Source organism: Maribacter sp. MS6, from assembly GCF_056839185.1.
This window is the reverse complement of sequence record NZ_CM166389.1, coordinates 3,111,726-3,132,769: the sequence shown is the minus strand read 5'-3', so window position 1 is coordinate 3,132,769 and position 21,044 is coordinate 3,111,726. Positions and strand designations below refer to the sequence as shown.

22 protein-coding genes and 1 tRNA gene are annotated in these 21,044 nt (G+C 39.5%); 10 read left to right on the top strand and 13 right to left on the bottom strand.

From position 1 onward, the window contains the following. Window positions 1–65 precede the first annotated feature (65 nt). Window positions 66–533 (bottom strand): Lrp/AsnC family transcriptional regulator, encoded by a 468-nt coding sequence (locus tag MS6x_RS13745; protein WP_482603010.1) that lies wholly within the window; start codon window positions 531–533, stop codon window positions 66–68. Window positions 534–681: 148 nt separating this feature from the next. Between MS6x_RS13745 and MS6x_RS13740 the strand changes: the two genes are divergently transcribed. Further along, window positions 682–1,146 carry a DUF3291 domain-containing protein gene (locus MS6x_RS13740; RefSeq protein WP_482603008.1) on the top strand — a complete coding sequence of 155 codons (465 nt, stop codon included), beginning with the start codon at window positions 682–684 and terminating at the stop codon, window positions 1,144–1,146. A 3-nt stretch (window positions 1,147–1,149) separates the two neighbouring features. Next, on the top strand, window positions 1,150–2,913 hold the full coding sequence (locus tag MS6x_RS13735; protein ID WP_482603006.1) for an aromatic amino acid hydroxylase: 1,764 nt from the start codon (window positions 1,150–1,152) through the stop codon (window positions 2,911–2,913). Here MS6x_RS13735 and MS6x_RS13730 read toward each other — a convergent pair. The 4 genes from MS6x_RS13730 to alaS are packed head-to-tail and all read right to left on the bottom strand — an operon-like array spanning window position 2,903 to window position 7,739. Then, on the bottom strand, window positions 2,903–3,514 hold the full coding sequence (locus MS6x_RS13730; RefSeq protein WP_482603004.1) for a DUF4230 domain-containing protein: 612 nt from the start codon (window positions 3,512–3,514) through the stop codon (window positions 2,903–2,905). The two genes, MS6x_RS13735 and MS6x_RS13730, sit on opposite strands and share 11 nt — an antisense overlap. Before the next feature lie 12 nt (window positions 3,515–3,526). Next, window positions 3,527–4,036: a DUF6252 domain-containing protein gene (locus tag MS6x_RS13725; RefSeq protein ID WP_482603002.1), complete on the bottom strand. Its 510-nt coding sequence runs from the start codon at window positions 4,034–4,036 to the stop codon at window positions 3,527–3,529. Between the two features lie 53 nt (window positions 4,037–4,089). Beyond that, window positions 4,090–5,049, bottom strand: coding sequence for a GSCFA domain-containing protein (locus MS6x_RS13720; protein WP_482603000.1), 960 nt, complete (start codon window positions 5,047–5,049; stop codon window positions 4,090–4,092). 56 nt (window positions 5,050–5,105) lie between these two features. Beyond that, entirely contained in the window at window positions 5,106–7,739 is a 2,634-nt protein-coding gene (gene alaS, locus MS6x_RS13715) for an alanine--tRNA ligase (RefSeq protein WP_482602998.1), read from the bottom strand. Between the two features lie 104 nt (window positions 7,740–7,843). Here alaS and MS6x_RS13710 point away from each other — a divergent pair, with 104 nt between their 5' ends. From MS6x_RS13710 to MS6x_RS13690, 5 genes are read left to right on the top strand one after another with little or no spacing between them, the layout of a single operon-like run. Continuing rightward, a complete protein-coding gene (locus tag MS6x_RS13710; protein ID WP_482602996.1) occupies window positions 7,844–8,821 on the top strand; it encodes a M23 family metallopeptidase in 978 nt (325 codons plus the stop codon). Beyond that, window positions 8,821–9,150: a MerR family transcriptional regulator gene (locus MS6x_RS13705; RefSeq protein ID WP_482602994.1), complete on the top strand. Its 330-nt coding sequence runs from the start codon at window positions 8,821–8,823 to the stop codon at window positions 9,148–9,150. The genes MS6x_RS13710 and MS6x_RS13705 overlap by 1 nt, the downstream gene beginning before the upstream one ends. A gap of 47 nt (window positions 9,151–9,197) precedes the next feature. After that, window positions 9,198–9,794 carry a LemA family protein gene (locus MS6x_RS13700; RefSeq protein ID WP_482602992.1) on the top strand — a complete coding sequence of 199 codons (597 nt, stop codon included), beginning with the start codon at window positions 9,198–9,200 and terminating at the stop codon, window positions 9,792–9,794. Between the two features lie 9 nt (window positions 9,795–9,803). Next, on the top strand, window positions 9,804–10,241 hold the full coding sequence (locus MS6x_RS13695; RefSeq protein ID WP_482602990.1) for a TPM domain-containing protein: 438 nt from the start codon (window positions 9,804–9,806) through the stop codon (window positions 10,239–10,241). After that, window positions 10,222–11,010 (top strand): TPM domain-containing protein, encoded by a 789-nt coding sequence (locus MS6x_RS13690; protein WP_482602988.1) that lies wholly within the window; start codon window positions 10,222–10,224, stop codon window positions 11,008–11,010. The genes MS6x_RS13695 and MS6x_RS13690 overlap by 20 nt, the downstream gene beginning before the upstream one ends. A 208-nt stretch (window positions 11,011–11,218) precedes the next feature. Here MS6x_RS13690 and der read toward each other — a convergent pair whose 3' ends face one another. From der to MS6x_RS13675, 3 genes are all read right to left on the bottom strand, one after another. Continuing rightward, entirely contained in the window at window positions 11,219–12,523 is a 1,305-nt protein-coding gene (gene der, locus MS6x_RS13685) for a ribosome biogenesis GTPase Der (protein WP_482602986.1), read from the bottom strand. 74 nt (window positions 12,524–12,597) lie between these two features. Beyond that, window positions 12,598–13,482 (bottom strand): GTPase Era, encoded by an 885-nt coding sequence (gene era / locus MS6x_RS13680; protein ID WP_482602984.1) that lies wholly within the window; start codon window positions 13,480–13,482, stop codon window positions 12,598–12,600. Then, a complete protein-coding gene (locus MS6x_RS13675; RefSeq protein WP_482602982.1) occupies window positions 13,469–14,833 on the bottom strand; it encodes an alanine/glycine:cation symporter family protein in 1,365 nt (454 codons plus the stop codon). Before MS6x_RS13675 ends, era begins: the two co-directional genes overlap by 14 nt. 188 nt (window positions 14,834–15,021) lie before the next feature. Between MS6x_RS13675 and MS6x_RS13670 the strand changes: the two genes are divergently transcribed. Next, a tRNA-Met gene (locus MS6x_RS13670) sits at window positions 15,022–15,094 on the top strand. 349 nt (window positions 15,095–15,443) lie between these two features. Here MS6x_RS13670 and MS6x_RS13665 read toward each other — a convergent pair. Both MS6x_RS13665 and MS6x_RS13660 read right to left on the bottom strand, forming a co-directional pair. Continuing rightward, a complete protein-coding gene (locus MS6x_RS13665; RefSeq protein ID WP_482602980.1) occupies window positions 15,444–17,750 on the bottom strand; it encodes a relaxase/mobilization nuclease domain-containing protein in 2,307 nt (768 codons plus the stop codon). Beyond that, window positions 17,747–18,133, bottom strand: a complete 387-nt coding sequence (locus MS6x_RS13660; protein WP_482602978.1) for a MobC domain-containing protein — start codon at window positions 18,131–18,133, stop codon at window positions 17,747–17,749. The genes MS6x_RS13665 and MS6x_RS13660 overlap by 4 nt, the downstream gene beginning before the upstream one ends. 163 nt (window positions 18,134–18,296) lie before the next feature. On the opposite strand from MS6x_RS13660, the gene MS6x_RS13655 reads away from it, so the two are divergent. Together MS6x_RS13655 and MS6x_RS13650 are read left to right on the top strand one after the other, a co-directional pair. Beyond that, the gene (locus MS6x_RS13655) at window positions 18,297–18,575 is read left to right on the top strand and encodes a hypothetical protein (protein ID WP_482602976.1); all 279 of its coding nucleotides are present in this window, start codon (window positions 18,297–18,299) and stop codon (window positions 18,573–18,575) included. A gap of 124 nt (window positions 18,576–18,699) precedes the next feature. After that, on the top strand, window positions 18,700–19,215 hold the full coding sequence (locus MS6x_RS13650; protein WP_482602974.1) for a hypothetical protein: 516 nt from the start codon (window positions 18,700–18,702) through the stop codon (window positions 19,213–19,215). Window positions 19,216–19,237: 22 nt separating this feature from the next. On the opposite strand, the gene MS6x_RS13645 is transcribed toward MS6x_RS13650, so the two are convergent. The 3 genes from MS6x_RS13645 to MS6x_RS13635 all read right to left on the bottom strand — a co-directional run bounded on the left by MS6x_RS13645 (window position 19,238) and on the right by MS6x_RS13635 (window position 21,038). After that, entirely contained in the window at window positions 19,238–19,507 is a 270-nt protein-coding gene (locus MS6x_RS13645; RefSeq protein WP_482602972.1) for a hypothetical protein, read from the bottom strand. Between the two features lie 2 nt (window positions 19,508–19,509). Beyond that, window positions 19,510–19,779 (bottom strand): helix-turn-helix domain-containing protein, encoded by a 270-nt coding sequence (locus tag MS6x_RS13640; RefSeq protein WP_482602970.1) that lies wholly within the window; start codon window positions 19,777–19,779, stop codon window positions 19,510–19,512. Between the two features lie 884 nt (window positions 19,780–20,663). Continuing rightward, window positions 20,664–21,038 carry a hypothetical protein gene (locus MS6x_RS13635; protein ID WP_482602968.1) on the bottom strand — a complete coding sequence of 125 codons (375 nt, stop codon included), beginning with the start codon at window positions 21,036–21,038 and terminating at the stop codon, window positions 20,664–20,666. Window positions 21,039–21,044: the final 6 nt, after the last annotated feature.

The window sequence follows — 21,044 nt, the reverse complement described above, 5'->3', positions numbered from 1 at the left end:
CACTACATATTCCAAAAATAAAATCCAACAACAATCATTTATGGTCTGCTGTTGGATTTTTTTAACTACAACAAAGGAAAACGTTGATTATTTTTTGCCTCGTTGAGTACGAAAGCACTTTTTACGGCACCAATATTTGGCAGGCTAGCAATTTTAGACTTCGCAAAGTCGTAATAAGCATCTAGGTTTTTAACTGTAACCTTTAATAGAAAGTCAAACTCTCCCCCTACTACATAACAGGCCGTTATTTCTTCCAATTGTTGTATCCGCCCTAAAAAATCGTCCATGAAGCTACCCTTCTGAGCCTCAAGAGATACAAAACTGAATACTGTTATACTGCGTTCTATTTTATCGGTATCCAAAATAGCTACATATCCCTTTATATACCCCTCTTTCTCTAATCTTTTTATGCGCTCGTATACGGGAGTTTTTGTCAAACCCAACTGTTCTGCAATAGTTTTTGCTCCGGTTTTCGCATCCGTTTCCAAGATTTTTAAAATTCCACGGTCAATCGTATCTAACTGTGCTGACATACTTTTTCCTGTTTAAAAGTTTCTATACTATGGGATAAATATAAATTTCCTATATTTTGGTTAAAATATAGGAATTATCTCTAAATATAAATATATCGAATAATAATTAGTCCAATATAGCTATCTTTATTAGAATAAAATAGTTTATATGCATTACTTAGCACAGGTAAACGTAGCCCGTTTTAAGGCCCATTTGGAGGACCCATTAATGAAGGAATTCGTCGATTTCTTGGAGCCGGTAAATAAATTTGCAGAAGAGAGTCCCGGGTTTGTTTGGCGTTTGAAAGACGAACAAGGCAGGTCCGCCAGTTATATCGAAACACCTTTCAAAGACGAAATGATGGCCGTGAACATAAGTCTTTGGGAAGATTTAGACTCCTTTAAGGGATTTGTTTACGGTTCGGTTCATAGTTATTTTCTGCGAAACAAAAAGAAGTGGTTCGATATGAAGGGTACGTCTCAGTTTGTACTCTGGTGGCTACCAGCAGGCGAATTGCCTAGCTTACAAATGGCAAAAGAGAAATTAGAACTACATGAAAAAGTAGGGGATTCCCCGACAGCTTTTACTTTTAAAGCCTTTTACGACAAGGATGGTAAACTTTTAAACCTCTAGCCCATGAACCTACCAGTCTATGAAAGCAATCCTATATTGGATAAACTTCCCAAGCATTTAAAACAGTATATAAAGCCACAAAACTATGCCGATTACACGGCTATAAACCAAGCGGTTTGGCGCTATGTGATGCGAAAAAATGTGGATTACCTCAGCCAAGTCGCACACGTTTCTTACATGGATGGCCTAAAAAAAACAGGGATTTCTATAGACCATATTCCCAATATGTACGGTATGAACCGTATCCTTAAGGACTTGGGATGGGCTGCTGTAGCTGTGGACGGTTTTATTCCTCCTGCTGCATTTATGGAATTTCAAGCCTATAATGTGCTAGTGATTGCATCAGATATTCGACAATTGGAGCATATAGAATACACGCCAGCACCAGATATTATTCATGAGGGGGCTGGTCACGCACCTATCATTGCCAACCCTGAGTATGCGGAATACCTTAGACGTTTTGGAGAAATTGGCTGCAAGGCCGTATCTAGCGCAAAAGACTTTGAACTCTATGAAGCGGTACGCCACCTTTCTATTATTAAAGAAGCCAAGGGAACAAACCCTTTACAAATAGAAACCGCAGAAAAACATATTGCCGAGCTACAAGAAAATATGGGCGAACCTAGCGAAATGGCGCTCATAAGAAACCTGCATTGGTGGACAGTGGAATACGGGCTTATAAATACTATTGAAAACCCTAAGATCTATGGTGCAGGCCTCCTTTCCTCAATTGGAGAAAGTGCTTGGTGTATGACAGATGAAGTTAAAAAAATTCCCTATTCAATAGCGGCGGCCCATACCGCTTTTGATATCACCAAACCGCAGCCGCAACTATTTGTTACCCCGGATTTTGCCTTTTTAAATCAGGTTTTAGAAGATTTTGCCAATACTATGGCTCTCAGAACCGGAGGCTTACAAGGCATTCAAAAACTGATACACTCTAAAGAACTTGGTACTATAGAACTTAGCACAGGGCTTCAGGTTTCAGGTAATTTTGAATATGTAATAGCACATGAAGGCGAACCGGTGTATTTTCAAACTACGGGAAAATCTGCCTTGTCGTTCCGGGAAAAGGAACTGGTGGGGCAAGACACAAATAAACACGCAAGTGGTTTTGGCTCACCCATAGGCCGTTTAAAAGGAATAAATATCGCTATTGAGGAAATGAGTCCGAGGGACTTAAAAGCTTATAACATATTTGAAGGCGAAGTTATTTCCTTGGATTTTGTTGGCGGAATCAACGTAAGTGGTAAAATTATAACTGGGACCAGGAACCTGCAAGGGCAGATCATTCTCATTACTTTTGAGAATTGTACCGTAAGCCATCAAGGAAAAATACTATTTCAATCAGAAAAAGAGCTCTATAACATGGCCATAGGAGAACATATCGTTTCCGCATTCAATGGCCCTGCAGATGTAAAGAGTTTCGATCTTATAGACCACGAATTAAGCAAAACCATTTCCAATAATGAAGACCATTCCATAAATGGAATAGAATTATACTACCAGCAAATACGTGATTTTAGGGAAGGTAAAAACACCACGATTTCCAGAAATAAAGTCTTTAAAGAAGTAAAGGAACATTTTCCAAAAGACTGGCTATTATCGATAGAGTTATACGAACTAGCCATTGCCAATGGAGATACAGGTTTTGCATTGGAAATCAAAGAGCACTTGGAGCTTGTAAAACGTAATAATCCAAATTTGGGACGCCTAATTGATGATGGACTTTCTTTAATGGATAGTCCAACAAGTATCAAGGCTTAATTTTCACTTTACTAAAATCGTCTATTGCTACATCCTCATATACCAATTGCCAACCCATACTATTGGTAAGAATGTAAAATTTTTGTATTTCGCTTAGCAATCTATTCTTAGCATTACTCTTTAAACTAGATGCTTCTACTTTTTTTAACAAAGAAGTAGTTACATTTCGTTTTATTTGATTGTAATCACCCGCATCAAAAGGATTTAGATAATCTGCAGAAACATCATAGTATTCGAAGTCGGGATTTAATTTAATTTCCGGCTCGGGAATGTTTTTTAGATAAAGGATTTTATTGGCTTCGTCCAGATCAAACGCTATTTTAGTTAAATCGTAAGCGATAAAAACCTCGGCATTAACCACCACCAGCGCTTTTTTATCTGCCGTTACCAAGGGCCCAAATAATTCTTTTGAATCCCTGTAGTTGTATACTTCCGCAAAATGACCTTCCGTAACAATTAGCTTAGATACATTATCAATTTGCTGTTGGATAAGCATAGAGTTCTCCTCCAGTATGGATTTTGATTCTTTTTTGTCTTCACAAGTCTTAAAGACCAGCAAGCCAACTAAAACGAAAATAACTAGCGCGGCAACCTTTTTCATTTACGTTTATTCTTAATTTTCTAACCTAGCCAAAAAACTTCCGTCTTGAATAGTGAGAGGTGACATTATATCATCTAGTTCTATTCCTGTAAAATTGAATGTCCCCTCAATTACACCTTCCAAGTCATTGGTTATCAATACTGTCCCAACGCCTCCCTCACCGGCAACCGAACTGTAGGTGATAAGAGGAGTAGCATACGTTGCAGAGGTTCCATTGGAATTTTCAAAACCAAGATCATATGACCCAGTACCATTATATTCGGATATAGAGATAACCACAGCACCGCCATTATTATCCAAACCTTGCACCAGTAATGTTGTAAAGCGGGTAGACTCAATTTTAGATGCGGAAACTGAATTAAAGTCTGGGGATGATCTAAAATCACCTGTTTCCCATCTGGCTTCTAAAAATTCATCTGTGCCCATACCGCTATTAGCATCTGAGGAACAGCCCACCAAGCCAAAACCCGTCATTATCAATAGTAATAGCAACTTTGTTCTAAGATTCTGTGACTTTATCATTTTCTCATATTTATGCAATTAAACTACCGAGCATCTATTAAGGATTTTGAATCCTATTTAAAACTTATAAACGGGAAATCCGATTGCAGTGTTTCTACTTTTTTCTTTACCACCTTCAAAAATTTTTGATGTTGTTCCGATGCAACGACATAAGGCTTATGCCGTAAACCTTTTTGTATCTCATCTACCATTTTCATCGTGATATGGGCAGTCTCCGAAATCCAAACCTGCTGAAATCTTTCCCATATATAGTTAATGGCCAATTCATTTGGATGTACCATATCATTACCATAAAAGCGATAATCTCGAAGTTCGTCCATCATAATTTCGTAAGAAGGGAAGTACATCCCCCTAGCACCTAAAGAGCTATCAGCCATGAAAATATGAATGGCCGTAATCATATGTGATTTACTTCTTTGGTTTTCGATAAAACCATCTTTTAGATGACGTACCGGAGAAACGGTAAAAACGATTTGACTTTTTTCATTTACAGTTTCAATTTGATGAACTATCCGCTGGAAGCTCATCGTGATTTCGTCTACGGTCAGTAGACGTTTGTCAAACTTCTTTTGTGGTACTTTATGGCAGTTGGCTACAGATACACCGCATTCCTTCTTTTGATAGGTCCATGCCGTACCAAGTGTAATTATGATATGGGTCGCTTGCCTAAGTTGCTTTTCTGTTTTTACCAGTTGGTCATTTAGGTTTTCCAAGAGTTTTTCCTTAGAGACATCGCTTAAACTGGAATGCGCATCAAAACAATGCCATCTATCGTTTAGGAAGAATAGTTCTTCTTCTCCATAGTATTCCTTTTCGACAGCTCTTGTTATCAACTTTTCAATAGCCAATGGATGAAACAGGATTCCAAAAGGATTTTGTGTTGTTCGAAATTTAAAATAATCAAACTTTGCCCCAATGTTCTCTGAAAAGCAAGACCCCAATAATACTAATTTACTGGAATAATCTATGGGATTATTCGCTTTTTGTAAGGGGACTTGCGTTTGGAGTTTCATAGTCGTTATATTATAGCAAACAGTTACCTGATGCAGTAGTAAAGAACTGCCATCCGTTACTGCTTACTTATATAGTCCCTGGCCTTTTCTAAAGCCTCCTGTATACCGTTTGGATTTTTGCCTCCAGCCGTAGCAAAGAACGGTTGCCCACCGCCTCCGCCTTGAATGTGTTTTCCTAGCTCGCGTACAATCGTCCCTGCATTCAGATTCCTCGAGGCTACCAGCTCCTTGGAAATATAGCAAGACAGCAAAGCCTTACCACTTTGTTCGGTCGCGAAAAAGATAAAAAGATTATCCCTGTTCTGCCCCATTTCAAAAGAGAGGTCTTTAATACCTGCCGCATCCAGATCTATCTTTTTGGCCAAAAACTGTACGCCGTTAATGTCTTCTAACTCTTTTGCTAAATCTCCTTTTAGATTTTTTGCCTTTTCCTTTAACAACTGCGCCACTTGCTTCTTTAATTCCGTATTTTCTTGCTGAAGAGCGGATACTGCTTTTATAGGGTCTTGTGCATTTCCTAACACTTGCTTTATAGCTTCTAAGGATTGGTTATTATCAAAAAAATACTCTTTTACGGCATCACTTGTAATCGCCTCTATACGACGGATTCCCGCCGCAACTGCACCTTCGGACTTAAGTTTAAAATGCCAAATATCCCCCGTATTTTTGACATGTGTACCGCCACACAGTTCTACCGATTGCCCAAATTTAATGGTACGGACCGTATCTCCATACTTTTCGCCAAACAAAGCCATTGCACCTGATTCCAGGGCTTCATGCATAGGAATATTGCGTTTTTCTTCTAAGGGCAATTGCCCTGCTATGCGTGCATTAACAAAGTCCTCTACCTGTTTTAACTCATCGTCGGTCATTTTGGAGAAGTGGGAAAAATCAAAACGGAGGTATCTGGAATGTACCGCAGAACCTTTTTGCTCTACATGCGTCCCCAAAACTTCCCTCAAGGCTTGGTGCAACAAATGGGTAGCTGTGTGGTTGGCCTCGGTAAGCTGTCTGTGCTTGGCATCGACCACTGCTTCAAAAGTTCCTTCTAACTTCTTGGGTAAATTTTTAACAAAATGAACAATTTCGTTGTTCTCTTTTTTCGTGTCAATAATATAAACTACATCGCCATCAGAAGATTCCAGATACCCTTTATCACCTACTTGCCCACCACCTTCTGCATAAAACGGGGTTAAATTAAAAACAACCTGATATTGTACCCCATCTTTCTTAGAGGTTATTTTCCTATACTTTACAAGTTGAATATTAGACTTCAAGACGTCGTAACCAATAAACTCTTGCTCTTTGTCATCAATCAGGATTGTCCAGTCCTGTTTGGATATTTCCGATGCGGATTTGGAACGGTCTTTTTGTTTTTGCATGGCATTATCAAAACCAACCTCATCCAACGTATACCCCTTTTCACTAAGTATAAGTGCTGTCAAATCTATCGGAAAACCAAACGTATCGTACAGCTCAAATGCCTTTGCACCGTCAACCTTTTTATCCTTTGAATTCTTTATGATAGTATCTAACAAGATTAATCCTTGATCTAATGTTTTAAGAAAAGAATGTTCCTCTTCCTTTATGACATTCTGTATCAATTGTTTTTGCTCTTTCAATTCTGGAAAAGCATCACCCATAGTTTGGGTAAGCACAGGAACCAAACGAAACATAAATGGTTCTTTGGCATCCAAAAATGTAAATCCGTAGCGCACGGCACGCCTTAGAATTCTTCGGATAACATAGCCCGCTCCGGTGTTACTAGGCAATTGGCCATCTGCGATGGAAAACGCTACTGCCCTTATATGATCTGCAATTACGCGAATGGCGATATCTACCTCCTCTCCCGAATCATTGGGACTAGCGTACTTGCTATTGGTAATCGTTTCTATTTCTCTTATCAAGGGGGTAAAAACATCTGTGTCGTAATTGGATTTTACATTTTGTAACACCATGCACAAACGCTCAAATCCCATTCCCGTATCTACATGTTTGGCCGGTAACGGCTCCAAACTACCATTTGCTTTGCGATTGTATTGCATGAAAACCAAATTCCAAATCTCTACAACCAAAGGGTGATCTGCGTTGACCAAGCTCGCACCAGATACCTTAGCTTTCTCTTCCTTTGAACGAATATCTACATGAATTTCCGAACAGGGGCCACAAGGTCCTTGGTCTCCCATTTCCCAGAAATTGTCCTTCTTATTTCCCATGATAATTCTATCCTTGGGAACAATTTTACGCCATATTTCATAGGCTTCATTATCCTTATCCAGGGTATCGGCATCATCACTCCCCTGGAAAACAGAAACATAAAGGCTCTCCTTGTCAATTTTCAGAACATCGGTTAACAATTCCCATGCCCATGTTATGGCCTCTTCCTTAAAATAATCGCCAAAACTCCAATTACCCAACATCTCGAACATGGTATGGTGATAAGTATCTTTCCCTACTTCCTCCAAATCGTTATGTTTACCACTAACCCTAAGGCATTTTTGAGAGTCTGATACACGTGTTGCTTTTGGCTCGGAGATACCCAAAAAATATTCCTTAAACTGGTTCATTCCTGCATTTGTAAAAAGCAAGGTGGGGTCATCTTTGATAACCATGGGCGCAGAAGGAACTATTTTATGTCCTTTACCTTCAAAAAATTGTAAAAATTGCTTTCGTATATCCTTGGAATTCATCTAAAATGCTAAGCTTTTACAAATTTTAACTGTTTGTAGAAAACAATTTTTATATTTGTTTGTTATGTTAAAAATAAACCACAAAAATAACATAAAAACTATTCATGTCTAAGGTAAAATACTATTACGACCCAGACACACTATCTTACCGTAAGATAGAACCGGAAAAATCTAGACGCTACCGCAATATTGTCTTTTTCTTTTTAGGGTCATTTATCTTTGGTCTTTTAGGGTTGATATTGTTATTGAATACCAACCTAATAAATACGCCAAGGGAACTTTCTTTGGCACGTGAGCTAAAAAATTACGAACTCCAATTTGAGTTGCTGAACAAAAAAATGGAGCAGATCGAAGACGTTCTGGTTAACATAGAAGATCGCGACAACAACATATATAGACTTTATTTTGAAGCAAATCCTATTCCAGAGGAGCAACGACGTGCCGGTTTCGGTGGGGTTAACCGATATAAATCCTTGGAAGGATTTAATAATTCGGATATGGTCATTGCCACTACACAGCGTTTGGACATCATAAAAAAACAGATGGCCATACAATCCAAATCATTGGACGAGATTACCAAGTTGGCAGAAGAAAAAGAAAAATTGTTAGTGGCAATTCCCGCCATACAGCCCATTAACAATGAAGAACTAACGCGAATGGCTTCTGGTTATGGCTGGCGCTCTGATCCCTTTACAAAAGCACGAAAAATGCACTACGGAATGGATTTTACGGCGCCCAAAGGAACGCCTATTTATGCCACCGGAGATGGAACAATTACCAGAGCAGACAACAATTCTTCCGGATATGGAAAGCATATTAGAATTGACCATGGCTACGGGTACCTAAGCCTGTACGCACATCTAAGCCAATACAACGTTAAGAAAGGCAATAAAGTTAAAAGAGGGGACCTTATCGGGTTTGTTGGTAGTACAGGTCGTTCCGAAGCACCACATTTACACTATGAGGTATGGAAGGATAATGATCGCATTAACCCGTTAAATTTCTACTATGGTAGTTTATCGCCTGAGGAATTTGAAAATATGTTGAAGTACGCAAACCAAGAAAATCAATCTCTGGATTAATGCAAATAGAACTCCCCGAAAAACGATATTATGGCATTGGGGAAGTCGCCCGTGCCTTTGGCGTTAATACGTCCTTAATCCGCTTTTGGGAAAAGGAATTTGACGCATTACAACCCAAGAAGAACGCAAAAGGGAATAGAAAATTTACGCCCCAGGATATCAAAAACCTTCAACTCATTTACCATTTGGTAAAAGAACGTGGTTTTACCCTAGATGGTGCAAAAACACACCTTAAAGAAGAAAAGCAAAAAACCCTCTCCAATTTTGATATTATTCAAAAACTAGAAGGCGTGAAGGCAGAGCTTATCAAAATAAAAAATCAACTATAAACACTATACCGTGTTCCCTATAAGGAACAACCAAAACCACTATAATTATGAAAAAAGGAATTATTGCATTAATCGTACTGGGCGTAATCGCTTTTGGCCTATACCAATGGGGCGTTGGTTTCAACAATACAGCTATAGCGCTAAAAGAAACATCTACTAAAACCTGGGCAAACGTAGAAAGCTCGTACCAGCGCAGAAATGACCTTATAGGGAATTTAGTAAAGACGGTACAAGGAGCTGCAGATTTTGAACGAGGAACCTTAACGGATGTCATCGAAGCCCGCGCAAAAGCGACATCTGTAAGCATAGACCCAACCAATATTACACCGGAACAACTTGCACAATTTAACCAAGCACAAAGTGGGTTAAGCGGTGCCCTAAGCAAACTCTTAGTAACTGTAGAGCGCTACCCGGATTTAAAGGCAAACCAAAACTTCTTAGAATTACAATCACAATTGGAGGGCACAGAGAATAGGATTAACGTAGCAAGAGATCGTTTCAATGCAACAGTAGAACCTTACAACCTTCATATTAAGAAATTCCCAAACTCTGTTTTAGCAGGAATTTTCAATTTTGATGAACTTGCCTATTTTAAATCCGAGACAGGTTCTGAACAAGCACCGGATGTTAACTTTGACCTTTAACAACCATACATGTCCAGAGTCGAAGATTTTTTAAGTATTAGCGATGAACAGGAAATTATAGAGGCTATTTTAGAGGCAGAAAAAAACACGTCTGGCGAAATTAGGGTGCATATAGAATCGCATACTCGTTTAAATCATTATGACAGAGCGAAGGAAGTTTTTCATCTTCTAAAAATGGATAATACCAAAGAGGAGAACGGAGTACTGTTATATGTAGCCGTAAACGATAGAAAATTCGCCATTTGTGGTGACAAAGGCATAGATAAAGCGGTGCCGGAAAATTTCTGGGAGGCGACCAAAGAAATTATTGCATCTCATTTTAAAGAAGGAAATTATAAAGAAGGTATCCTACAAGGGGTTCTAAAAGCGGGAACCGAACTAGAAAAACACTTTCCTTGGCAGCATGGCGACAGAAACGAACTAAGCAATGAAATATCTAAAGGCTAGTCTCAGCTTTTTACTTTTACTGGCTTTTACCTCTATTTGGGGGCAATTCGAAATACCGGAGAAACCCGAAAAGGAAACCAGTGTTTACGATTATATAAATCTTCTCTCCGTTGTTCAGAAAAATGCTTTAGAACAGAAGCTGATACGCTATTCGGACAGTACGTCTACGCAAATTGTAGTTGCGATTATCGCCAGTACAAAAGGAGAAAATATCACCTACCTTGGTGCGCAATGGGGACAAAAATGGGGTATTGGACAAGCTGGAAAAGACAACGGCGTTTTAATCCTTTTAGCAAGAGATGACAGGAAAATAGCTATAAATACTGGCTACGGTGTAGAAGGCAATCTCACAGATGCCATGTCCCGTAGAATTATAGAAAATATTATTGTACCTAAGTTTAAAACCGGAGATTATTACGGCGGACTCAATGATGGTGCCGACACTATTTTTAAGGTTTTAAATGGTGAATTTAAAGAAGACCGTAGTTTTACTACGGAAGACGGCTTTCCTCTAAGAACCTTATTACCGTTCATTATATTCTTTATTATTCTAATTATCCTATCCAAACGAAACAAAGGTGGCAAAGGCGGAAATGGAGGTCGCAAAAACCGTGGACTAGACCTTTGGGATGTCATTATTCTAAGCAACATGGGCCGCAGTGGAAGAACCGGAGGAGGCTTTGGTGGTGGTAGTTTTGGTGGTGGCGGATTCGGTGGGGGATTTGGCGGCGGCGGATTTGGCGGCGGTGGTGCTTCCGGTGGATGGTAACTTAAGCTATAATGTCAAATTCAAACAGATACTCAAGCCCACCCGCTGTTGGAGGTTTTTAGCTTAAAAAGTAATCACTAATTTAAACTCGAAGTAAAAACTAACCCATAGGTACGCCTATTCTACTTCCTTGATAAATATGGCTACCAAACGTAACGTTCACTTCTATTTTACTTAAAGCTATAATTGAATCTTACTTTCAAATCTCCTACTTTTTACGCATATAAATCGTTATCGGAACTCCTGTAAAATCGAACTCCTCCCTTATTTTATTTTCTAGATAGCGCTTATATGGCTCTCTTACGTATTGCGGCAAGTTACAAAAGAAGGCAAATTGCGGATACTCAGTAGGCAATTGTGTGCAGAACTTAATTTTTACATATTTGCCCTTATATGCAGGTGGTGGATAGTTTTCTATAATAGGCAACATTACCTCATTAAATTTACGAGTAATAATTTTCCTGCTACGGTTATTATAGACATCTACGGCAGTTTCAATAGCTTTAAAAATACGTTGTTTTGTTAGCACCGAGATAAACAAGATAGGTACATCTACAAAAGGCTCTATAGCTTGTTTTATGCGCTGTGTATATTGTTTTATGGTATTGGTTTCCTTATCCTCGACCAAATCCCACTTATTTACGAGAATAACGATGCCTTTGTTGTTACGTTGTGCCAACCAAAAAATATTTGCAACCTGACCATCAAAACCTCGGGTTGCATCTACCAATATCAAACAAACATCCGCATGTTCTATTGCCCTAACAGAACGCATTACCGAATAAAATTCCAAATCTTCCTTAACCTTGGATTTTCTTCGGATTCCTGCGGTGTCCACTAAATTGAACTCAAAGCCAAACCTATTGTACTTTGTATCAATACTATCCCTTGTCGTTCCGGCAATATCGGTTACAATATATCGATCTTCACCGATGAGGGCATTGATGAAAGATGACTTCCCTGCATTTGGCCTTCCGACTACTGCAAATCTTGGTAATATACTTTCTTCCTTTTCTACGTCTGGCAACTTTTCTACCAAAGCATCCAACAGCTCTCCAGTACCGCTGCCGTTAATACTGGAAAGCGTATAAAACTCTCCCAGTCCTAAGGAATAGAACTCCACTGCATCTTCTTGACGCATGGCATTATCCACCTTATTTATGGCAAGAAAAACAGGTTTATTTACCCTTCTTAAAAGTTTAGCTACATCTTCATCCATACCGGTTACACCAGTTTCTACATCGACCATAAAAATAATCGCATCTGCCTCGGCGATAGCTAGTTCTACCTGCTTATCAATTTCCTTTTCAAAAACGTCATCGCTACCTAAGATGTAACCACCGGTATCAATAATAGAAAACTCCTTGCCGTTCCAATCACTTTTTCCATAATGCCTATCACGAGTTACGCCGCTAACAGCATCAACAATGGCTTCCCTTCGTTGAATTAATCTATTAAAAAATGTTGATTTACCTACATTAGGTCTTCCCACAATAGCCACGATAGCTCCCATACCTCTAAATTTGGCTGCAAAGGTAGTATAAACAAAAGAATATGAGCAAGTTGATCGTAAATATAAACGTGCTTCTACTTATTATAACCGAACCGTTTCAGCTGTCTACTATCGTTCCTCCAGTTCTTGTTCACTTTCACGTACAATTCTATATGCACTTGTTTATCAAAGAATTTTTCCAAATCTTTTCGTGATTCTACTCCTACTTTTTTAAGCGCACTCCCTTTATGGCCGATAATAATACCTTTTTGGGAATCGCGTTCTACCATAATTACCGAACGAATGCGAATGATTTTTTCGTCCTCAAAAAACTCCTCGGTCTCCACTTCAACCGCATACGGAATTTCCTTTTTGTAGTATAATAGTATTTTCTCACGAATCGTTTCGTTAACAAAGAAACGTTCTGGCTTATCGGTTAACTGATCTTTTGGATAGTATGGAGGTGAGGTGGGCAACAATTCTAAAATACGCTCAAACACCCCTTTGATGTTAAAATTCTGTAGGGCAGATATAGGGTGTATTTCCACCGTAGGCAATTCCTCTTGCCAATATTGCACTTGTTGTTCCAATAATTCTTGGGTCGCAGTATCTACTTTATTTAAAAGTAGCAAAACCGGAATTTTAGAATTCTTTATTTTATCAAAAAACCGTTCATCCTTTAATGCTTTCTCTCCAATCTCAACCATATACAGTAATACATCTGCATCCTCAAAGGCCGACTTCACAAAATCCATCATAGAGCTTTGTAAGTCGTAGGCCGGTTTGATAATCCCTGGAGTATCGGAAAGAATCATCTGAAAATCGTCTCCATTGACAATGCCCAGAATACGATGTCTTGTTGTTTGGGCCTTAGAAGTTATAATGGATAATTTCTCACCTACAAAGGCGTTCATCAACGTAGATTTACCTACGTTAGGATTACCTATAATATTTACAAAACCCGCTTTATGCTCTTTCATGCTTCACTTTTAAAAAATAGGCTTTCATTGCCTGGTTTACTCTTGGCGCTAAATACAATACAGCTATCATATTTGGAATAACCATAAGCGCAAATGATAAATCGATTAGATTAATGACCAAATCTACCGAAGCTACTGCCGCAAAAGTAATACTACCCACGTAAACCCAATTATAATACTTCCCAATTTTAGCGTTGCTGATGAAAGAAAGACATTTGGTCCCGTAATACGAGTAGGTAAATAAAGTAGATAAAGCAAAAGCACTAACCACAATCATTAGTAGAACCCCTCCATAAGGAATAGAACTTTCAAAAGCGTTTAAAGTCATCGCAATTCCGTTTGTTTCTGTCTCTAAATGGGCACCACTTATGATGATGACGACTGCCGTAAGGGAACATACTATAATGGTATCAATAAATGGCCCCAACATAGCAACCAAGCCCTCTTGAATAGGTTCGTTAGTTTTAGACTGCCCATGAAACATAGGTGCGGTACCTACACCGGATTCATTTGAGAAGACCGCCCTTCGAATACCTATAATAATTAAACCCCATAGTCCACCTGCAACAACTGTTTTTAGATTAAACGCCTCGGTAAATATCAACTTAAAAGAAGGTAGTATTCCCGATGCATTGGTAAACAGGATATAAACAACGGCCAATAAATAGACCAAAACCATGAACGGTACAATTGCCGTAGCTACTTTAGCTATCTTTTTGAGTCCACCAAAAATTACGAACGAAGTAATAATAGAGAGTACAACACCAATGATTAATTTCCATTGAAAATCACCTAAAACCATAAAGGCTTCATCGGGCCGTATAACTTTCATCAAGGTTTGTGTAAACTGATTGGTGGTAAAGGCTGGCAATACACCAAACAAACCTGCAATACAAAAGAAAATAGCGAGGGGTTTGGCCTTCTTGCCCATCCCTTTTGTAATATAATACATTGGGCCGCCCTGCAAAGACCCGTCTGAATCTTCACCACGAAACATAATGGACAAGCTACACGAGTAAAACTTTATACACATACCGATTATTGCAGTAATCCAAATCCAAAAAACAACTCCCGGACCCCCTAAATAAATAGCAATAGCAACACCTGCAATATTCCCCATTCCTACCGTTGCAGCAACGGCCGAAGAAAGCGCCTGAAGATGGCTTACCTCGCCTGGGTCCTTAGGGTCGTCATACTTGCCCCCTGTAATCTGTAGGGCGTGTTTAAAATACCGATAGGGTAGTAATTTTGAGTAAAATACTAAAAACAAACCACCACCGATAATTAAAAAAAGCATAACCCACTCGGTATAGGGCAATATGTTCGACAAGAATTCATTAATTAGATTCATCTGTAAGTTAAAAAATGAGTTTAATCCGGTAATTTAGGGATTATTTAAATGGATTACTTAAGAAATATTTATCAAATTAAGTTTTGATTGTAGCACAAAAGCATTGTATATTTGCAGTCCAAAATAACTCAGTCGGTGTAATGGTCCGAAAGCAGAAATGTTAAGTTGATTATCTTTGGGGTACATATCGCGGGATAGAGCAGTAGGTAGCTCGTCGGGCTCATAACCCGAAGGTCACTGGTTCGAGTCCAGTTCCCGCTACTAGCAAACACAGGGCTTCCGAGAAATCGGAAGCCTTTTTTTATTGATAGGGTAAAACATAGGTAAAACAAATAGCCGTCTAGTATTTATTTTTGTATTCTCGATTAATTTATAAAAACCAATACTTATCTTCCAATCCCGTATGTTATAATTGAAATAGTTTTATTTTATTGTTTTCGGCTACACTTCACTCCTACTCAAGTGGCTTAGAAATTTGTCGACTTAGTTAAGTATACAATAAGGAGTTCAAAAAAGTTTAAACTAGTACAAAATTATTCTTCTCCCTATCCACAAAAAGCGCCCTTCAGGGCGCAAGATTTCCTATCCAAAGACACCTCTTTGAGTTTTATCATGAAAGCCCCATACCCTTGCTTCTACGCCAATGTTTTGTAAAATCCGTGAACTCGTCTTTGAAACCGTTGAACATCTCCTCCGAGCTACTGCTACCTCCTAATAACGAACTGATGGCATAAACGCCTTTCCGTAACATGCGTTTGTGTTGGACATCTGTTGTACGAACCATTACCTCGTTCAAACATTTGCGAAGCCCGTTGTCCATGTGGTGCTGTATGATTTCCCGATGGAGGTTCGGATAGGCTTTTTCGCTTGCCAGCATAAAGGCGGCCTTATCGTAGACACCCCTTTCCATAAGATAGCCTGCCCATAGATTTTTAAGGTTGTTTCTGCCCTCTTCAACGAGTCCTTTGATAACGGTCCGTTGTCCCTGTAATGTTACGTTCAAATCGGGAATGGTTTTCAAATAAAGGCTCGTTCTTTTCGGCAATGGGTAACTTGTTTGGTTTTCCGTATAGATGGACTTGACCTCTAACCCTTTTTCTCCCTTGACGAAATAAAACCCCTTCGCATTGAAAAGGGCGATATAGTCCTTCGGGGATTTTTCAAAAGGGGCGTGCATCCGTTCCGCATTTTCTACATAGGAAGCCAAGGCGACATTTTCATATTGCTTTTTGTAAACAGGGTTCATTTTTTCGTAAAGATTCGGAAATATCATAGGCAGGAAAATAGCGGATGCAGATAGTTTAGGACTATTTTCGGAAGACTGTTCCGTTAACATTTCGAGCATCAAATGGTTTTGACGGACAAAGCCATTGGATACAAACTTTTCCATATTCTCGGGGAAGGGCAAACGGCCCAAAGGAACGGGAACTGCATGCTTGTTGGAATTGGCAAAGGACAACTTATTGTTGTGATACTTTACACCTAAAGATTGGAACAAAAGACGAACACTCCCCTCTTTTGTGCCAACATTAAAAATTTGTTTCTCCAATACTTTGCCGATGAGCTTAAATTTGTTTTTGAGCGCGTTCTTTTCCCTTTTAGTTTCTAGTTCGTACAATCGTTCACTGACAATCGGAAACGCTGTCTTCAGAGCCCTAAGCAGCAATCCTTTTTGACTCCTTGGAATATAACGTTCAAGGAATTTGTAATTTTTCGATACCGATAGGTCCTTATCGATGTCATCGAATTTCCTGGTCATTACATCTTCCGAGAACAGTCCGTTCTGTTTGGGTGATTTCAGATAGGAAGTGGTCAATGCCTCTTTTAGCACTTTTTGAATTTCCAATTTGAACTGCTTGCTTTCGGTATCGATTTGCGTGGGTTCGTTGCCGTTCCCGAAAATATCCTTTCGGTTCTGCATCCGTATGTTCTTGCCCAGCTCCCTTTCCCTGAAAACATATCTTGATTTGTCATACATGGTGTACCCCTTGATAACATCTTCTTGCATGTCCAGTTTTATGTCGATATCCTGATATTCCTTTAGGACGTCTTTTAGGTCATGGGGATGGATAGTCTGAAAAAGGCCATAGGTAGTCTCTATCTGTTTCAGAAGCCTTTTCCTGTGCATCGGCAATAGCTTCGATTTGGAGTGGATATCGAAGACCTTTTGCAGTTTCGGGCCGCTAAGCCCTCGGTGTACTTCGGAGCCGTTGATGAACCTTGTCCGGTAGCCCTTTTGATTGTTCAGTCCGTAGGCGACCCCTATCCTACCCGATTCATTTATGATGGTTCTTAGTTCTATGTGATAGGGCTTGACAAGTCTTGCCAGTTTCTCGAAGCTCCGCACCTTGTATTTTTGGTTGATACCGTTCAGTACATCCTGCAAGTAATACTTCGTTCCTTTTTGCACATCCATACCGAACTGTAGTTCGGGCAATCGGTATATCGGGAGTTGTTCTTTCTGTTTGGTTGTAGGTGCCGGTTTCAGGCCGTACTTTTTTTCCAGGTGTTGCCGCGTCGCTATGCTCCTTCTATGGCTATTGAAGATTTTGAGTACTTTTCCGTTTTCTTTTACCGTGGTGGTCACGATATGGACATGTTCGTGCTTGGTATCGTTGTGCCTTACCACGACGTAGGGCTGCTCCCCATAGCCCATATTTTCCATGTACTCTTTGGAGATTTTAAGGAAGGTACCGTTATCCAGGTGTTCGCCGTGGGGAAGGTTCAGGCTGATATGGGCATAGCGGTTCTTGGTGGCGTTGCGCTGTCCCTGAAAGTACAGCACGCTCCCGAAGAACTTTGGCGATATGCTTTGGGAAAACGTATTACCGTAACCGAGTATTCGCATACCCTCTTTCCCGAGGACATAGTTCAATGTCCCCGTACAAGTTTCGCCATAAATGATCTTTGCTATCATCCCGTTCTTTCTTCCATTGTTATCTTGATAAGCGAGTAAAGCAGTTCGTTGGTCTTCCTAATTTCCCGTTCGAGGTTCGAATTCGGATTTCTAAGGTTCTTGTGGTGCGCTATCTTGACCAGTTGGTTAATGTTGTTGCCTATCCTGTTGATATGGTAGGCAAGGTTCGAGGTATCGGGGAGCCTATCTTTTTTATCGGCCTGTTGTTGCAAAACCAATCTTCTAAGCAGCGGACTTATCGTTCCCCGTTCCGAAATATCCAAGTTATAGGATTCGCAGATCTTCCCCAATCTTTCATATTCCGTATCGTTGAACCGTAGCATCACGTTGTGGTACCGTTTCATTTTTCCCAATCGTTTTCGGCCTCTTTTCCGTTGTTCCATTTTCGTTGCTTTTTAAAGCAAAACACTTCGTCAGAAGTAGCCGATTCTAAGTTACTTAGAATACACCTCGCTATCTGCCAAAGGCAGATAAATATAAGCTATAGAATTTTATTATAACTATCTTATTTTCAATATTTTAACTCCTAAAAACATATCGAACCATATGAATTCAAATGGGTACGGATTCGGGATTTATGCGGTCCTATATGGTGTTGGAAAATTGGAAGGAAATATGGAAATGTTCAAGCTTTTTGTGGGTAGGGAGAAAAAAGGGCGAGCGGCTTTTCCGCCGCTTGTGCTTTTGCGCGGCTCCGAGGGTGTCGTGCAAAACTGGAACGGAAAGACTTCACGGGCGGACCGGCGAAGCGTTTCCGCTTGGGGAGGATCGGAGTGGAAGGGTTGTGCGACTTCCGCAGGGGCTTGGGAATGCATCGATTCATAAAAAAGTTAAAAAAGATGCGACCTCCCTGGTTCAAATCTTTACTCGGTATCTTTGGGTCATATCAAAATCCGAACCTACTAACAACCTGAAAATTTAGAGTGCCTTGATTAGTATTAGCGACAAAATGTTCATAACAAAAGAGGTCAGTTCGGCTACTATTGGTTTTTTCAAAAACGCTATTTTACGTAAATTATTGATGGAATTTTCCTTCGAACCGGAATCGGACAATGGATCTGTTACGAACTTGTTCAGAAGCGTTAATCATTATGGGTTTGACTTGCCTTATGAAACCCGACAATCAATTACCAAAATCCTATGGAGGTTCAAAAATGGCTTTGGTAAGGATGAACTTACCGCTCTATATTTTTGGGGCCTGAACCAAAAATACATGTGTTACTTCGAGAACTTCTTAGCTGAATGTGACACCTATTTTGAAAAGACATTCGACATGGAATTTGGCAGGTCTCTCGCCTATAAAATTTATGAACCCAATGCCAGTGGATTGGAGGAGGATACTTTTGAAGAACTCAAATTACTCTTATGCAATTTCGCCAGTGAATTCGATCTGTCTCTGGTGGATGCATCTACCCATGAGGATATTTTAGAAGAAATGGATATTTACTTCTTGGCAATACATTGATTTTTATCGCATTTTACGGCAGTTACAAGCTCGGCCCCCTACCTCGGGATTTGCCCTTTTTCTTTTTGACACCGTCCGCTCCGCCCTGTTCTAAGGAATTATCCGGTTTTTTGTTTTTGGAAAGATGAGCTTCGTCAATAAACTGTTGCATACCCATATGCATCGGATTGTTTGCCATCAACTTTTCCTGGTCCTTAAGGATTTGGGTATTCAGCTTAAGTTCCTTCGCCACACGGTAGCCTAGATTGAAAGCACTTTTGAATTTTTCGTCGACCTTGATTTCTTCTTCCATGGTTAAAAAGTTTCCCGGGCATGTTTCTCTATATATTCCATAACGGATTCCCTGTCGTAAAGGATAATCTTCTTTTGGGGCTGGGAATACCTGATCTTTCCCTCGTCCCTTAATTTTTGTAATGTGGTCGTGGACTTTATCCTGAGTATGGACATCACCTCCGCGCCATCGATCCATTTGTCCTCGGTGTCCTTCCTGTCGGCTTCAAGGTGTTCGACCAGCTTTTTGAACAGGGCGTAAAACGCCTCTTTATGTAAAACGACCACTTCCATAAAATAATCTCTACGCTAATAAGGTATGTTTTCTATCCGTCCAAATCCTTGGATTTCGACAAATCGCCCGTTAATTCGGTGTGGAGATCGGATAAACAGGTGTTGGGCGCGAAACATCTCAAAAAGTGTTTTGTTCAATAAAAACTAAAAGTTCAAGTTTTGATAATCAGTTTACACCGCACATAGAATCGACATAAAGGTAAAAACAATGTGTTTTAACTATTGAGCTACCTATCGCATTGACGAATCTAGCCGGCCAGGCATACGCAATATTCTATTTTGACTCAATGAGATGGGACATGGTAAGTCCAATATGACTGACAGCACCTCCAATCGCTCCTTTGTAAAATCAGTTAAAAAAGGTTTTAAGATTAGTCTTCTCGCTTTTTTTGTTGATGACGCTGCCAAGACCTCCGGATAGACCATTAACCCCTCTTTTAATACGGCCATTCTTATTCGTTGAGAATCAAAGCTATCTGTTTGAGCATTTAAACTAAAGAGCCTAAAAATCAAAAAACCATAAATAATCATTGATTTTATTCTTATAGTATTCTTACTTATGGTTTTTGTGTTCTGTCCTTAGGAATAAAAAAGGTTCTTATATAAAATGTCTTACAACTTTTATGGTTTGACGAGTCGCCCTTCACAAAAGGACCATAGACAATGAATTCTACCGATTATAATGTGGTACTTATTTTTGTCTTCACAAAACCATATGGTTAAGGATATTTGAAGTTATCTTAAATAAATCCTTTTTAAAAATTAGCAACTGATTTTATAAGTAGTTCAGTGAATATTTACAGACCTACTAAGCCCCGATAATATTTACTGGAGAGCTCGATTCGGGTCCTTTGTGAACAGTTAATTTATTCTCACCAGAAATTCTATTCTTCAACAAATCTTAACTCTAGGGTCAATTCACTAGACTCGTTTGACTGGTCGATCAGCAGCTCGTAAGTGTAGTTCCCATTTTCAAGAGGGATGTCTATAAAGTCACTAGCAAGTAAAAAAAGTTTCTCATCATTGACTTTCAGGAAGACACTGGCGTATCTGTAGGCCGTTTCAAAAACCTTATAGTCAGACTTGGCACCAGATTCTAAATCTCCATAATCAACAGTTCCAGTTGACGAATCCACGGTAATACCCTTAAAATCATATTGGCTTTTGTTCGATAGTCTGATTCGTACATCCGAGGTATTTTCTTTTGAGCAAGAAATTATTGTTACCACTACAAGGATTAAAATAAGTATATTTCGCATAACCAA